Consider the following 14955-nt stretch of genomic DNA (forward strand, 5'->3'; position numbering starts at 1 on the left):
CGAGGCACGTCTGCATGGATCCGCGTCTGCTGAATTATTACAACCAAGAGCTCCAATTCGTTCGCGAATCGGGTGCCGAGTTCGCCGAGGAATACCCCAAGATCGCCAGCCGGTTGGGGATCGATGTCTTTGAATGTGCCGATCCGTATGTGGAGCGATTGTTCGAAGGGTTTGCCTTGCTGGCCGCACGCATCCAGCTGAAACTGGACGCCGAATTCCCCCGGCTGACACAGCACTTGCTGCAGATGGTGTGTCCCCATTATCTGTCGCCCCAGCCGTCGATGGCCGTCGTTCAGTTCCAACCCGACTTGACCGAAGGGGCATTGGCCGAGGGATTCAAGCTGCCACGCCACACGTTGCTGCAAAGTCTGCTGGGCAAGGGCGAACAGACCCGCTGTACCTTTCGCACGGCCGATGACGTCACGCTGTGGCCGATCAAGTTGTCCAAGGCCGACTACTTCCTGCGGGACGTCGCCGCGCTCGGGCTGCCCGATCATCCGTCGGTCAAGGCCGCCATGGTCTTGAAACTGGAATCCACCGCGGGGCTCAAATTCAATCAGCTTCCGCTCGATCAGCTGCCCCTGTTTATCCGCGGTGCCACCGACGTGCCGATGCGGATCTACGAACAACTGATGACCGGCGGGGTCGGAATCGCCGTGCGGGCCGGTGGGAATCAAGCACGCTGGAAGGTTCAACTGGGGAAGTCCAAAGTCCGCCCGATGGGCTTCGGCGATCACCAAGCCATGCTGCCCTATGGGCCGCGGTCGTTTCAGGGATACCGATTGCTGCAGGAATACTTTTCGTTTCCGCATCGCTACATGTTTGCCCAATTGAACGAACTGCAGTCACTGGTCAAACACTGCGACAGCGAGTCGATTGAAATTGCGATCCTGCTTGGCCGCGGCGACCCCCAGCTTTCCAACCGCGTCGACGCGACTCATTTTTCCTTGTTCAGTTGTCCGGCGATCAATCTGTTCCCCAAGCGCGCCGATCGAATTCATCTCAGTGACCGTGCGTCGGAATATCAGGTCATGCCGGATCGCACGCGCGCACTGGATTTCGAAGTTTACGATGTCAACGAGGTGCGAGGCTACGGCACCAGCAACGACCGCGAGCAGGAATTCAAGCCGTTTTATTCGATCAACGACTTCACGTCGGATCATCGTAGCCGGGCTTACTTCACCGTCACTCGGCGCCCACGCATGCTGTCGGGTAAGCACAAGCAATACGGGCCACGCTCAAGCTACATCGGCAGCGAAGCATTCCTGACGTTGGTCGACGCGAACGAGGCACCGTATTCGCACGAGCTTCGCCAGCTGTCGGTGGAGACACTTTGCACCAACCGCGATCTACCGCTTCAGATGCCGGTGGGAATCAGCGATTCTGACTTTACCCTGGAAGTCAGTGCCCCCGTCCAGGCCGTCCGTTGTCTGGTCGGCCCCACCAAACCCCAGCCTTCCAAAAGCTATGAGAATGGCCAGACCACTTGGCGTTTGATCAATCACCTGTCGCTCAATTATCTCTCGTTGTTAAACAGCGAAACCGGCGGCGCGACCGCGCTCCGAGAGCTGCTGTCGCTCTACTCCGACACCAATAACGTGATGACGAACAAGCAGATCGACGCCGTGCGGTCGATCGAATCCAAACCGGTCACCCGCCCGATCTCGTCATCCGGTCCACTCAGTTTCGGCCGCGGCCTCGAACTCACGCTCACGCTGGACGAAACAGGATTCGAGGGAACGGGTGCGTTCTTGATGGCGGCGGTGCTCAACGAATTTTTTGCGAAGTATGTGTCAATCAACTCATTTACCGAGACGGTCTTTCGAACGACCGAACGAGGAGAGGTAGCGCGATGGCCCGCGAAGATGGGACGGCGACACGCCCTTTAGACGTGACGCTGCAGCGGCTAACCGACGAACCGTACAAGTTTGATTTCTATCAAGCGATGCGGTTGCTCGAATGCGCGTTTGCCGATTCCCCTCGGTTCGGGCATACCATCCGTCTGTCCGATGATCGCGTCCGGTTGACCCAGCAACCGTCGCTCAGTTTCGCACCGTCGTCGTTGTCGGCGTTTGATCTTGCCAGCGGCGTCGGCGCCAACGACTACCACAAAATGAGCGTCCGTTTCTTCGGGCTGTGCGGTCCCAACGGCGCTCTGCCGCTGCACTTGACCGAATACATTCGTGATCGAATCCAGCACCACGACGACACCACGTTCGCCGCTTTCCTGGACGTCTTTCATCACCGCATGCTCTCGCTGTTCTATCGGGCTTGGGCAGACGCTCAGCCGGTCGCGCATTTCGATCGTCCCGAATCGGATCGATTTTCGGTCTATGTCGGGTCCCTGATGGGGACCGGTATGCCGTCGCTGCAAGATCGTGACGAACTGCCGGATCTGGCAAAGCTGTTTTACGCCGGTCGCTTCGCCTGCCAAGCCCGCAACCCCGAAGGCTTGCAGGCCATGATTTCAGATTTTTTCAAAGTGCCCTGTGAGATCGAAGAGTTCGTCGGTCGATGGACTGAAATCCCGGACAATTGCCGCTTCAATCTCGGCGACGACCCCGGCAGTTCCAGCCTCGGGATCGCTTGCACACTCGGTTCGCATGTGTGGGAGTGTCAACAAAGCTTTCGCATCACCGTCGGTCCCGTCGGTTGGGATGATTTTGCCCGCATGCTTCCCGGCGGAGAAAGCCTGCAGCGATTGACCGCGCTGGTCAAAAACTACCTCGGCGAAGAATTGGTTTGGGACCTGAACCTCGTCCTCAAGAAAGAAGAAACGCCTTCTTGGCAATTGGGCGAGGCAAAACTCGGACAAACCATGTGGTTGGACAGCGAAGGCGTCACCGAAGATCCGAAAGATTTATTGTTACACAGTTAAAATATTCGAAGAACAAGTGGGATAGGCTTCCAGCCTGTCAAGTTCGCAACCTAGGAGAAAGACCTTGTCCGATATCAGCCGCACCGCACTGTTTGGCAAACTGAACAGCGTGGGTTACAAGTCGATCGAGAGTGCCACCGTGTTCTGCAAGATGCGCGGCAACCCCTACGTCGAACTCGTCCACTGGTTCAACCAAATCTTGCAACTGGAGGACTCGGACCTCCATCACATCGTCAAGCAGTTTAACATCAACCCGTCGAAACTGGTCAAGGACATGACCGAGTCGTTGGATAAACTGCCCCGCGGGTCCACGTCGATCTCTGACCTGTCCTCCCACATCGAAGAAGCCGTCGAGCGGGGCTGGGTCTACGGCACGTTGATGTTCGGCGAATCCCAAGTCCGCACCGGGCACCTCGTCGTCGGAATGCTCAAGACACGCAGTCTGACACACGCCCTGCACGACATCTCCTCGGAATTCGAAAAGGTCAAACTGGATACGCTGACCGACAAATTCGACGAAGTCGTCGCCGGTTCTCCAGAGGAATCGATGCGCGCTAGCGACGGCTTCCAGGTCGGCGGCGGCGCCGCCCCGGGAGAAGCCAGCGGCGCCATGTCTCCCGCGGCGATGGGCAAACAGGAAGCGCTCAAACAATTCACCGTCGATCTGACCGAAAACGCCCGCCAAGGCAAGATCGACCCGATCGTGGGACGCGACGAAGAGATTCGCCAGATCATCGACATTCTGATGCGTCGCCGGCAGAATAACCCCATCCTGACCGGCGAAGCCGGCGTCGGAAAAACCGCCGTCGTCGAAGGCTTCGCACTCAAAATCGCATCCGGCGATGTGCCGCCGCCGCTGAAAGATGTGTCGTTGCGATCGCTGGACGTCGGCCTGTTGCAAGCCGGTGCGAGTATGAAAGGCGAATTTGAAAACCGACTCAAACAGGTGATCGAGGAAGTTCAATCGTCGGAAAAACCGATCATCATGTTCATCGACGAAGCCCACACGTTGGTCGGCGCCGGCGGCGCCGCCGGAACCGGCGACGCGGCCAATTTGCTCAAGCCGGCCCTCGCCCGCGGGACGCTGCGAACCGTCGCCGCGACGACCTGGGCCGAATACAAGAAACACATCGAAAAAGATCCCGCGTTGACGCGGCGGTTTCAAGTCGTTCAGGTCGAAGAACCCAGCGAAGAACGCGCCATTTTGATGATGCGTGGCATGGCGTCGACGCTCGAAAAACACCACAAGGTGAAAGTCCTGGACGAAGCCCTGGAAGCCGCCGTCCGGCTGTCCCATCGCTACATCCCCGCACGTCAGTTGCCTGATAAATCGGTCAGCCTGCTCGATACCGCCGCCGCACGCGTCGCAATCAGCCAACACGCCGTTCCCGCCGAAGTCGACGATTCGCGAAAACGAATCGATGCGCTCAATACCGAATTGCGAATCATCGCCGACGAGGATCTAGTCGGTGTCGAGACGACCGAACGACAACGCCGGGCTACCGAAGCGCTCGCCTATGAACAAGAACGGCTGAGCGGCTTGGAAGAACGCTGGAACAACGAAAAGGACCTGGTCGAAAAAATTCTGGACGTCCGCAGCCAGCTCCGCGGTCACCACGGAAAAGTCGAAGGCACCGACAGCCCGCTGGAAAAGGCCGCCGATGTGGAAGCCAAGAGCGTCAAGGTTCAGACCGCCGAGCCGACCGAAGAGAAGTCGGATGTCAAGCTGTCCGATGCAGACCGTCAGAAACTGCTCGACGAACTCAAAGAATTGCAAACACAACTTCAGGAGCTGCAAGGCGAACACCCGCTGATCCTGCCCACCGTCGACGAGCAAGCGGTCGGGTCGGTCGTCCAGGATTGGACCGGTATTCCCGTCGGGCGGATGGTCAAGGACGAATTGGCGACCGTTCTCAAGCTCGCCGATATCCTGAACGATCGAATCATCGGCCAGCGTCACGCGCTGGAGATGATCGCCAAACGCATCCAAACGTCACGGGCAAGCTTGGACAACCCCGGCAAACCGATCGGCGTGTTCATGCTGGCCGGCCCCTCGGGCGTCGGCAAAACGGAAACCGCGCTCGCGCTGGCCGAAGCGTTGTACGGCGGCGAGCAAAACGTGATCACGATCAACATGAGCGAGTTCCAAGAGGCGCACACCGTCAGCACGCTCAAAGGGGCGCCTCCCGGATACGTCGGCTATGGCGAAGGCGGCGTGTTGACCGAAGCGGTACGCCGCCGTCCCTACAGCGTCGTGCTGTTGGACGAAGTCGAAAAAGCGCACCACGATGTGCACGAAATCTTCTTCCAAGTCTTCGACAAGGGCTGGATGGAAGACGGCGAAGGCCGCGTGATCGACTTCAAAAACACACTGATCCTGTTGACCACCAATGCCGGAACCGATCTGACCATGAACCTGTGCAAGGATCCGGAATTGATGCCCGATCCCGAAGGCTTGTCCAAGGCCTTGCGCGCACCGCTGTTGAAAGTCTTCCCGCCGGCATTGCTGGGTCGGATCGTGACGATTCCCTACTACCCGCTCAGCGACGAGATGGTCGGCGCGATCGCGAAACTGCAACTCGGCCGGATCGCGAAACGCATGCAAGCCAACCACGACATCCCGTTCACGTATGATGACGAAGTGATCAAGTTGATTGCCAGTCGCTGCACGGAACTGGAGAGCGGCGGACGCATGATCGACGCGATCTTGACCAACACGGTGTTGCCGCAAATCAGCGGCGAATTCCTGACCCGCATGATGGAGGGTAACCCTGCAAAACGCGTCCATGTTGAAGTGAAAGACGGTGAATTTGACTACTCGTTTGAGTGATCAGGTGATCGAGTCGATTGTGAGCTGTCGCAGAATTGGCAGCATGGACCACTGAGACGGCGGGCGTTTTTTTTCTTCAGTACAATGCGAGGAGTGGGTGATGAGTCTCGAAGACATGGGGATTCTGAATGTTGGCTGGGGCATTTGTGGTGTCACCAGTTCTCTTTACGCATTGCACTCGCACAGCCCATCGGTCAAACACTCGGCGCTGTCGTCACTGGCGACGGACAAATCCAAAATGGCGGGCGAAATCGGGGGCTATCTCGCCGAAGTGTTTGCGCAGGGGCATCCAAAGTTGATCGCGGAAATTGGTGCCTTCACACGCACCTTCAAAGGCTACGAAGGGTTTTCAGTGGTTGACTACTTGCGTCAAGCCAAGGTCGCAGCGTCTTCGAGTGCTGTCATGGGGGATTTTTCGATCGCGATGCCGCCCGATTCGGTCGTGGACTATCTCAAGCGTCGTTGCGGATTTAGGAATCCCTCCGTCCTCTGGCAGTCAGGAAAAGGCATGATGCCGGCGAGCAGCGTTGGTGCCGCGAAAGAGTTAATCATCGGCGTCGGCATTCCCGAGATGAAAATGTACGGCGGGCTGTGTCACTATCTCTACCAAGCCGCAAACGGAAAAATTCACAGCTGGGGCGAAATCTTTAACGACATCGCGTTAGCCGGCGCGAAGGTCAAACTTCCCGCTTGGACGCCCTGTGCATTGATTTCGCCTACCGGTTGAGAGTGAATGTAACCCATGAGCAAAAATGAGATGACCCTTTAAGCGGAGACAGTGATGCCTGATTTAGAAGAAGTGATTGCATTGAAGTTGTCTGAAACATTGTTGGCCGACAAATCCGTCAAGGTTTCAAAAGGCGATGCCGAGGAACGCCGTCAGGTGATCTACCGGGGCTATACCTTTCAAATCAGTAGAGGCCATGCCTATCGCGACCATGCGACGGGACCCGCAACGAATCCGCGTTTTAGCGGTCCAGACAAATCGGTCGAGAAAGCGATCATGGACGATGCGATTCGCCGCATCGAGGCCGACGCGATTCCGAAGGTCACGGGGATCGCGTCGCCCGGAACCGGCGTGCTCGTTCACGGTGTACCGATCCGCTACAACCTGGTGCGGATCAAAAAAGGCGCGGCGGGTTTCATGTACATGATCAGCGACTACATGGTCTGGCAGGGCGACCCCGAGGCACTGCAGAAATTTTGATCGTCGTGGTTGACGTTGATGCCATTGCAGCGCAATCCGTCGGCGCACGCCATGCCTGGGTTTTTACCCGCCCGTTGTGATGGGTGAGAACCCGAAGGACTCCCGACAGCATTGTCACCCTCACAACACCAAACCCTGGAGAATTTTAATGGCACAGAATCGCGTCGCGTTTATTCCCTGGAACGAAAACCAAGCCGGAAACTTTAAGACAGAGTATGAAGATAGTCACGCAAACCGTGCACTGACTCATCACAAGCGAAAGTGGACAATTGTGTATTTGGACAGCCCCGGCCAGCCATTGGCGGATGTCGGATGTGGATTCGGGACCCGGATTCATATTGCGGGGCACGGCGCGATCGGTGATCCCGACATTGGCGCCGACCATGGCACCGGTGGTGGCGACAAGAGCTACTCTGAAGTCGTGGATGCCATGTTCGCAAAGGGGCTGAAGAAACGCTACATCGGTACGATCGCATGTGACGTGTGCTACAGCGCGTTGGGCGATCCGCCGTTTGCAAAGCTACTTGCACGCGAACTCTATCAGCGTGGGCTAAAGGCCAGTTGCGTCTTGGGATACAAAGGAAGCATGGGGGCCGAATACACTGATGAACTTGGTGGTCATAAATACAATCACCGCGTCGTCGATGTCGAAGACGAACATGGCAATGTCATTGACACCGTCAAGTCGAGCAAGATGCAAGAACGATTCTTTGGATGGACGTGAGCCGGTATCACCGGGCGGGCAGTCTGAGCACCGCCGCCTGTCCATGAGTTGGCAGACCCAGCGTTTGCAAATGCAGCGTTTCGCTCGGCCTGCGTCCTGGTGGTGTAAGGTCACAAACGCTGCAGTGAAGACGGAACGTCGCCTTCACTTCCAGCCGAAGAACCGTGTCTGCGCTGTGCTGGATTTGACTTCTCTTCCGTCCGTAAGTTCAATCATGCGGTGACTGTGTTTGCCACCCCTATCGCTGCCGTCTGCGAAGAACGTGTCGTAGGTTGCATATCAATCATTTTGTCTCCACCCTTGTCAGCCATGGGCAATCAGTGTCGACGCCCACACGTTTTGCGATTCCGGAGGGGAGGTCCGAACCGACGTCGAATTTGCCCGTCGGAACGGCCGGCCAAATCAATGAACGATTCGGGATCGATGCCAAGCTTCTGCCTCTGCCGCATCGCTGGTGCAGCATCGGCGGCTCAGTTGAATCCGAAGAACCGCTCTTGCATCTTGCTCGACTTGTGCACCGCAACGCGATTGTCGTTTTCGTCCATTTCGTACACCATGCGGTGAGTGTACTTGGAGCCGCCGAGCATTTGCTGCGAGGCCGGATGATACGTCGAGATCAGCGGACCCTTGTAGCCGAGCACACAACTTGCCTTCAGCCCACGCTTGTACAACTCTCGGGCAAGCATCTTGGCGTACGATGGCGACCCGATGGCACTGTAGCAGACGTCGCAGGCCACCGTGCCGAGATAGTATTTTTTGAGACCCTTTTCGAACATCATGTCGACCAGTTCCTCGATGCCGACGTCCGCTGCACCCGTCCCGTGGTCAGCACCCAGTTCTGGATCCCCGATTGCACCGTGCCCGACCACATGGATACGAGTGCCGATTCCTGCACCAATCTTTGCAAGTGGCTTGCCGGGTGTATCACGACAGATCACCGTTACTTTGCGTTTTCGGTGTGCGCTGCCTTTGTCCGAATGGTCTGCATCAGAGTGTTCCGATGCGAAGGTCCCCGATTGCGCTCGATCCCACGGTATGAACAGCGTGCGACTGGTTGCCATATGATTTCTCAGGTGTTGTTAGGTTCAATCCCATTTTCGGTGAACGCGAGTTTCGCACCACACGCATTTTGATCTGCTGCGGGGGCGCTGTCGCAGCCATAGAGTAGCTTATTGCGAAGATCGCTGCTTTCAAGACGTAAGCCTTGGAATTCCTTCCACTCGTATCGGCAGAAATTGACGCCGCGTTGAGGGCATCAGCGCCGCTGCGGGCATCAGGTTCTGGGGCTGCCTGAACCAGCGAGCAATTCGTGCCGGAAGGGCACAAGCGATTTTCACATCTCTCTCCTCCGCACCGTTATTGGAGAACTCTCTCGCGGACTCTTAAAATCGTACCGCCGTGATAGGTGACCAGCAACGACTTCGACGCCGGCGATCGCGCAAAAAGTGTTAAGATGTAAGCCTCTTCCGCCGGCCAGGGATAGGCGTAGACCACGTCACTGGTTCGCGGACCGATCGGATAGGGCTGGTGCAATGTCTCTTCATCGCATCGTTCGGGCAGCTCGCGATAACTGGATTGGATGAATTTCGCCGTGACGTTCGCTTCGTTTGCGAGGGTTCTGGCGAATCGGCAAAGCGACGGCTCGATCTCAATTCCGCTGGCCTGGTATCCCAGCTGTGATGCGATGCAGGTCACCACTCCCAGACCGCTGCCCCATTCGCAAAACGATAGGTCACCGCCGCGTCCACTGCCGAGACCACTGCCGAGACCCGCGTCGCGGACGTGCTTGAGCGCGTGGTAGGCGATGTAGTAGTTGCTGTTGACCAACAACGGAATCCGCTTTTGATCCTCGTCCGATTTCATTTGCCCGTGCAGACGCTCGGCGATCTCAATCGTGCGGAGAATTTCAGGCGGCGGCGTGTCCCAGCACACCGGAATGTCAACGTCGATTAAGTCCATCGGTGGCGAACGAGGTTCCTGCTTTACGTCGTGATGCTACGACCAAGGACCGGCGAGCGCCGACGGCGGGGACGAGACCGATTGCACTCGCAGGACTCGCGCGGCGTTGCGGTTCTTGAAACTCATCAGCGGCATCACCCCCTGGTCCAACACCTGTTCGGCCACGCGCTCGGAAAGAAACACTTCCGCACAAGCCTTCAAGTGCACTTCGCCGTCTTCGTCCTTGTACGTCAATGCGGGCAAATCACCGATCTCCTGCAAATCCCCCGGAGTCATCTCCCATCCGGATTCCAGGAACGATGTGGCCAACAACGTTGCGACAAACAACGACGGTGTTCCCCACAACAAGGACTCGTGATCAGTGATCGGGTCGTTGATCTCCTCGAAATCAAACGCGTCGACTGAACTGGTCGATGCACCGTAGGGCAATCGCAACAAAAACCGCGGGCCGGACAACCCGATCCAAGGCGCCGCCGCGCTCTTGCGAATGCTTTCCCAATCCGCTTCTTGTCGACTCGGCTCCGCAGCGGGTTTGGGGATTTCATCGGTCCACGCCTGGCAACCGACCAGCTGTGGCGATGCGGCCGCCAGCACGGGGCCTCCCGAGTTTGCCCCGATCGCTCCCAGTCGGGTCAGCAAGATCAGATCGTTCAATTCATGGCTGAAGGTTTCGTTGCAGACTAACAGCGAAAAGGGGACTTGTTCTCGGTCGGTGACCAGACGTCGGAACAGCAACGAATCTTCCAACTGTTCCGACGACGATTCGCCCGCTTCCAACAGCTCCGGTTTGGTGACATCCCAGAGGAAGACCTGGACCTCTTCGGACTGTGTCACTTGCGAGACGAGAAAATTCAATCCCAGCCAAGCGGCTTCCAAGGCCTGGAACGATCGGTCATGCAGGATCGTCCGCATCTGTCCGGCGATCGCCGCGTCGGCGTGGGCGATGTACTCGTCCTGCCGCGGGTCCGGCTTGGGTTCGATGTAGGGCGCGACGATCTGGTTGATCAAGCCTTGGATGTCCAGCTGTGGTGACCGTGGCCCCGTCGTGTCCACGCTCTTGGCCGATTGACCCAACACACGCTCCAACGTGTCCGAATCGGTTTCGTCAGCGGACTTGGTTGGCGCGTCCGCTGCCGCCGACGCGTCCTGATCCGCGTCGGTTGGTTTGTCTTCCGTTTGAATCGACAACGCCTGGCTCAAGTCGGCGACGGCATCGGAGAACGATTTGGGATCCGTCAGCCGCTTTCGCAACTGTCGCAACTCGTGAAAAATCGGCACGTTTCGATACAGCGAATCGGGATGGAAGTCATCCAGCGCGCTGATGCCGATCTCGATCACGCCGTCGCGATGGTCGCTCAACCGGACCGCTGCGGTCGGAGCGATTTTTTCCAGCACGTCTTCGAAGTTGTCGATGTCGACGCGTTGAAACTTCTTCTCCGCCAGTGATCCGGAGACGCCTGCGCGGCCGGAAAAGTTGCCCATCACCACGATCCTCATCGGCTGCTGTGGATCGAGCGGGCGTGCCGAACCGACATTGCCGAATTGAAAGCTGGATTCGAATGAGTTGGACAACGTAGGGACTCCGATTCAGGCAACGGTGGACGGGGAGGTTTCGGAACGGTTTCGTCGATCAAAAACCGGGTATGCGGTCAGGAATTGTTGGTGTCTAGGCTTTAGCCGATTTCTCGGCACAACGAAGCGCCGCAAGGCAGGACATCAGCGAACCGCTTGCATGCAGTTCATGGTGGTGACCGGTTAATCGTCCGTCGACTTTGCGGCGCGATAGCCGTCTTTGTATCCATGTTTGTACGCTTGATTCAGCAGGACGGCATAGTGATTGGCACTGCCGGCATCGCGGCAGGTCAAGATGGACCGGCCGGTCGGATCCAGCACCTCAAATTTTCCCGATTCTCCGGCGACATGGAAAAGCTGACTCTCTTCGGACAAAAGATCTCTCCGACATTCACATCATGGCCCTGCGCGACGGTTTCTCGTCCATAATCTACCAGCATTGCGAAGCGTTGTCGCGACTTGGAGCGACAAGATCGCCGGGGTCGAAGTCAAACGTGTCTTTGTGAAGGTGTGATTCATGTTTTGTATTTGCATGCCGAAAGTCGCCGAAATGGCCGCCGGCATCGAGATCCCGCCGGCCGCGATCGAGGTGCCGCCGCTGCCCGCCGGTGCGGCCGGGCTGGCAGCCGCGGCGGGAGTCGCCGCAGCGGTCAACGCGACGGCGGGACTGGCCGCCTCCGGAGCCCTCGAGGCGATGCTCAGTGTCGAGCTGCCCGCGTTTTCGATGGAAGCGGTTCTGGCGATGGAAGCGATGGCGCAAGTCGGTGCCGCGTTGGGGATAGACATGACCGCACCGGGCGCCGCGATGGAACTGTCTCTCGCCGCGGGTGCCTTGAACATCGCCGCGCCGGCATTGGGTGAACTGGGCGGGGCGCTCGGTGCCGCGATGGAGCCGCTGGGCGGACTGCCGATGGCACTGGGGATCAACGCCGCGATTGAATCCTCCCTGGGAATCGACATGGCCGCTCCCGGTGCCGCGGCGGCTCTCGAAGCCAGCTTGGCGGCGGCGCTAGAGGCTTCGCTGGCGATCTCCGGCACCCTCGGACTTTCCGCTTCTGCCGGAGGTTCCTTTGCGATGGAACTCGCGTTGGCCGCCCGGGCACTCAACGCAGCGGTCGCGTTGGGATTCGACCCCGCCGCCCCCGGCGAATTTGCCGCGGCGCTGGAAATGGCTGGCAGTCTCGAAGTGCCTCCGTTGGCGATGTCGGCCGGTGAGATGGGCGAAGTCAGCGCCGGGCTCTCCGACTTCGGACTCGTCAGCGCCGAGATGGGCGGAATGTCCATGGAAATGGCCCTGCCGGCGATGGAAGCCGGCGCCGCAGAGATGGCGGCCAACATGGAAGCCGCCGTCGCGGCCTCCGGCGAAATGGCCGCCGAGTTAACCGGCGGTGCCGAAGGGGCCGCCGCCGCCGAATTGGCTGCCGCGATGGCGGCCGCCGCCGAAGCACCGATGCCCGCGGCACCCGCGTTGGCTGCGATGGAGCCGGGCGGATTGCCCAGCATGGGCGACATGTCGATCGCGGCCTCCATGGCCGCTTCCTTCGAAGCCGCGATGGAAACGCCGATGGTCTCCGGTGCTCCCTGTCCCAATATCTTTTGCGTCGCCGGACGTTGACGACGGTGATGCAAACCAAGCGGATAGGCCCATGCAACCTACTTTGACGCCGAGCGGGGTGTCTTTCGTTAGCGGTAGCCCGCGAGCCCTCCGGTCTTTCACGCTGTTACGCTAAAACCTCCAGAGCCAAAGTAGATGGCCTTGGGGGATAGGCTTCCGGCCGGTCAGTCCAAAATCCACCGATTCACTTTCACCCACCACGGAGTCTCGCAACGTGCTACGCATCAAAGCCCGCCACATCCAGGTCTCCAGCCCCGAGCTGGCCAACGAGGTGATGGTGAAATGGCAACAGGGGGCGAATTTTGAAGAACTCGCTCGCGCCTATTCGGAATGTCCGACCGCCCGCCAAGGCGGCTCGCTGGGCGAGTTCGGTCCCGGGCACATGGCTCCCGAACTGGAACCGGTGTTTCTGCAAGGTGACATCGGCGACGTTTATGGACCCGTCGCCACCGCCAACGGTTACCACATCGTCGAAGTTCTCGCGCGGACTGACTATGAGTAGCGCCTTCGAATGCGATGGCACAATCTTCCTTCCCAAGCTAAACTGCACTTCCGCGTCTTTCGTTTATTCGGCACTGCCACAAGTTTGATTCCATGGCTCCTCCCGCTGCTCGCATGACCGATCTTGTCAAACAAGACGCTCCGCATTGCCATGCACCGATTCATCCGCCGGCGCCGGTCCCGACGCCTGTGGCCCATCCGCCACTTCCGTTGGCGATTATCAAGGGCCAAGCCAACGTGCTGATCGGGAAAATGCCCGCCGCACGCGTGACCGACACGACGCTGCCTTGCATGTTACCAAGTTGTGTTCCCGCCGGCCCCGGCATGATCGCCAAGGGATCAGGGAAGGTGATGATCGGCGGCCTGCCTGCCGCCAGGGTAAACGACTTGACCGCCCACGCCAGTTGTGTCGCTCCGATCCCCAGCCCGGTCGGCAAAGTCCTACCGCCGGGCTGCCCGACTGTCATCATCGGGGGCTGACGTCTCGTGCGACGCCGGCACCTCGAAACCTTTCAACCGGTCTGCCCGGTTTGTCGCGCCGCGACCGACCAGATTCATTTCCTCGAACTGGCGACGGTCCTCAAAGAAGTCGACGACCACATCGTCGAAGGCTTGTTGCATTGCAGCAACATCCAGTGCCAACGCGAATACCCCATCATCGATGGAGTGCCGTTGATCATCCGAGACATCCGCAGTTATCTCTCGGAGAATGTGTTCCAGGTCTGCCAACGGGCCGATCTGAGTGAAACCATCGAAAGCGTGTTAGGCGATTGCTGTGGGCACGGGTCGACGCTGGACGCGATCCGCCAGCACACCAGTTGTTACACCTGGGATCATTACGGTGATCTCGATCCGGAGGAGCCGCCGGTCGATCCGAAACCGGGTTCGATGCTGAGTGTCCTCCGGCGCGGCTTGGAATTGTCCGAGTTGCAATCGGCGAATCTTGACAACGTTTTGGATGTCGGATGTTCCGTCGGACGAGGCACGTTCGCGTTGGCCGAAAAACTGGATCGCCCGATCCTCGGCATCGATTTGAATTTTCCGATGTTGCGCATCGCCGCCGGGGCGTTGCGTGACGGTGTGGTGCGTTATCCCAGACGTCGCGTCGGGGTTGTCTATGATCGTCGTGAATTTCCGGTGACCTTTCCGAACACTCATCAGGTTGACTTCTGGGCCTGCGACGCAACCGCGTTGCCGTTTGTCGAACATTCGGTCGACGCCGCTTTCAGCATGAACCTGCTCGATTGTGTCCACTCGCCGCTCGAGTTTCTCGCCTCGCTCGGATCGGTTTTGAAGCCCGATGGCTCGGCGGTCCTGGCCTGTCCCTACGATTGGTCTTCCTCGGCCACGTCGATGGAAGGCTGGCTCGGTGGGCATTCCCAACGCGGCCCCGGCGCGGGTGCCAGCGAACCCATCTTGCGACAGTTGCTCAGCCCTGATCACCCGCAATCGTTAACCACGTTGCGTCTGGTGGTAGAAGACAATTGCCCCTGGCACGTCCGCATGCACGACCGCAGCGTGGTGTCCTACGACAGCCATCTCGTCGTCGCCCAAAAGTGTCGCTAAAAAGTGGCGTACGCTTCCAGCTTGCGACGCGTGGCGTAAGCTTCCAGCTTGCGATTACCCGGCCTTCGCGGGACGTCGATTCTTTTACTGCAGGATTTGGCAA

At 58.6% G+C, this 14955-nt stretch carries 14 protein-coding genes; 10 read left to right on the plus strand and 4 right to left on the minus strand.

Annotation, left to right across the window (positions count from 1 at the left end; all coding sequences use genetic code 11):
- Positions 1-14: 14 nt before the first annotated feature.
- The 6 genes from tssF (at position 15) to NZK35_RS23030 (ending at position 7639) form a co-directional block, all read left to right on the plus strand.
- Positions 15-1889 carry a type VI secretion system baseplate subunit TssF gene (gene tssF / locus NZK35_RS23005; protein WP_259634871.1) on the plus strand — a complete coding sequence of 625 codons (1875 nt, stop codon included), beginning with the start codon at positions 15-17 and terminating at the stop codon, positions 1887-1889.
- Complete coding sequence (gene tssG, locus NZK35_RS23010; RefSeq protein ID WP_259634872.1) at positions 1853-2878, plus strand: type VI secretion system baseplate subunit TssG; 1026 nt, start codon at positions 1853-1855, stop codon at positions 2876-2878. The genes tssF and tssG overlap by 37 nt, the downstream gene beginning before the upstream one ends.
- 64 nt (positions 2879-2942) lie before the next feature.
- Complete coding sequence (gene tssH, locus NZK35_RS23015) at positions 2943-5708, plus strand: type VI secretion system ATPase TssH (RefSeq protein WP_259634873.1); 2766 nt, start codon at positions 2943-2945, stop codon at positions 5706-5708.
- Positions 5709-5808: 100 nt separating this feature from the next.
- Positions 5809-6435, plus strand: coding sequence for a hypothetical protein (locus NZK35_RS23020; protein WP_259634874.1), 627 nt, complete (start codon positions 5809-5811; stop codon positions 6433-6435).
- Between the two features lie 54 nt (positions 6436-6489).
- A complete protein-coding gene (locus tag NZK35_RS23025) occupies positions 6490-6915 on the plus strand; it encodes a hypothetical protein (RefSeq protein ID WP_259634875.1) in 426 nt (141 codons plus the stop codon).
- Between the two features lie 148 nt (positions 6916-7063).
- Positions 7064-7639 (plus strand): hypothetical protein, encoded by a 576-nt coding sequence (locus tag NZK35_RS23030; protein WP_259634876.1) that lies wholly within the window; start codon positions 7064-7066, stop codon positions 7637-7639.
- 470 nt (positions 7640-8109) lie between these two features.
- On the opposite strand, the gene NZK35_RS23035 is transcribed toward NZK35_RS23030, so the two are convergent.
- The 4 genes from NZK35_RS23035 to NZK35_RS23050 form a co-directional block, all read right to left on the minus strand.
- Complete coding sequence (locus NZK35_RS23035) at positions 8110-8700, minus strand: hypothetical protein (protein WP_259634877.1); 591 nt, start codon at positions 8698-8700, stop codon at positions 8110-8112.
- Between the two features lie 295 nt (positions 8701-8995).
- Positions 8996-9598, minus strand: a complete 603-nt coding sequence (locus NZK35_RS23040) for a methyltransferase domain-containing protein (protein ID WP_259634878.1) — start codon at positions 9596-9598, stop codon at positions 8996-8998.
- Positions 9599-9634: 36 nt separating this feature from the next.
- Positions 9635-11170 (minus strand): type VI secretion system contractile sheath domain-containing protein, encoded by a 1536-nt coding sequence (locus tag NZK35_RS23045; RefSeq protein WP_259634879.1) that lies wholly within the window; start codon positions 11168-11170, stop codon positions 9635-9637.
- A gap of 183 nt (positions 11171-11353) precedes the next feature.
- A complete protein-coding gene (locus NZK35_RS23050; protein WP_259634880.1) occupies positions 11354-11545 on the minus strand; it encodes a hypothetical protein in 192 nt (63 codons plus the stop codon).
- A gap of 142 nt (positions 11546-11687) precedes the next feature.
- On the opposite strand from NZK35_RS23050, the gene NZK35_RS23055 reads away from it, so the two are divergent.
- From NZK35_RS23055 to NZK35_RS34755, 4 genes are all read left to right on the plus strand, one after another.
- Positions 11688-12785, plus strand: coding sequence for a hypothetical protein (locus NZK35_RS23055; protein ID WP_259634881.1), 1098 nt, complete (start codon positions 11688-11690; stop codon positions 12783-12785).
- 214 nt (positions 12786-12999) lie between these two features.
- The gene (locus NZK35_RS23060; protein WP_259634882.1) at positions 13000-13287 is read left to right on the plus strand and encodes a peptidylprolyl isomerase; all 288 of its coding nucleotides are present in this window, start codon (positions 13000-13002) and stop codon (positions 13285-13287) included.
- 92 nt (positions 13288-13379) lie between these two features.
- Positions 13380-13766 (plus strand): PAAR domain-containing protein, encoded by a 387-nt coding sequence (locus NZK35_RS23065; protein WP_259634883.1) that lies wholly within the window; start codon positions 13380-13382, stop codon positions 13764-13766.
- Between the two features lie 6 nt (positions 13767-13772).
- Complete coding sequence (locus tag NZK35_RS34755; protein ID WP_259634884.1) at positions 13773-14852, plus strand: methyltransferase domain-containing protein; 1080 nt, start codon at positions 13773-13775, stop codon at positions 14850-14852.
- Positions 14853-14955 lie beyond the last annotated feature (103 nt).

This window comes from Stieleria sedimenti (genome assembly GCF_025060895.1).
In the GTDB taxonomy this organism is placed as follows: domain Bacteria; phylum Planctomycetota; class Planctomycetia; order Pirellulales; family Pirellulaceae; genus Stieleria; species Stieleria sedimenti.

Excerpts from the sequence above, each read along its gene's own strand:
- NZK35_RS23035 (WP_259634877.1), bottom strand. The coding sequence starts at position 8,700 with ATGGCAACCAGTCGCACGCTGTTCATACCGTGGGATCGAGCGCAATCG.
- NZK35_RS23055 (WP_259634881.1), top strand. The coding sequence starts at position 11,688 with ATGTTTTGTATTTGCATGCCGAAAGTCGCCGAAATGGCCGCCGGCATC.
- NZK35_RS23020 (WP_259634874.1), top strand. The coding sequence starts at position 5,809 with ATGAGTCTCGAAGACATGGGGATTCTGAATGTTGGCTGGGGCATTTGT.
- NZK35_RS23025 (WP_259634875.1), top strand. The coding sequence starts at position 6,490 with ATGCCTGATTTAGAAGAAGTGATTGCATTGAAGTTGTCTGAAACATTG.
- tssF (WP_259634871.1), top strand. The coding sequence starts at position 15 with ATGGATCCGCGTCTGCTGAATTATTACAACCAAGAGCTCCAATTCGTT.
- NZK35_RS23030 (WP_259634876.1), top strand. The coding sequence starts at position 7,064 with ATGGCACAGAATCGCGTCGCGTTTATTCCCTGGAACGAAAACCAAGCC.
- tssG (WP_259634872.1), top strand. The coding sequence starts at position 1,853 with ATGGCCCGCGAAGATGGGACGGCGACACGCCCTTTAGACGTGACGCTG.
- NZK35_RS23040 (WP_259634878.1), bottom strand. The coding sequence starts at position 9,598 with ATGGACTTAATCGACGTTGACATTCCGGTGTGCTGGGACACGCCGCCG.
- NZK35_RS23065 (WP_259634883.1), top strand. The coding sequence starts at position 13,380 with ATGGCTCCTCCCGCTGCTCGCATGACCGATCTTGTCAAACAAGACGCT.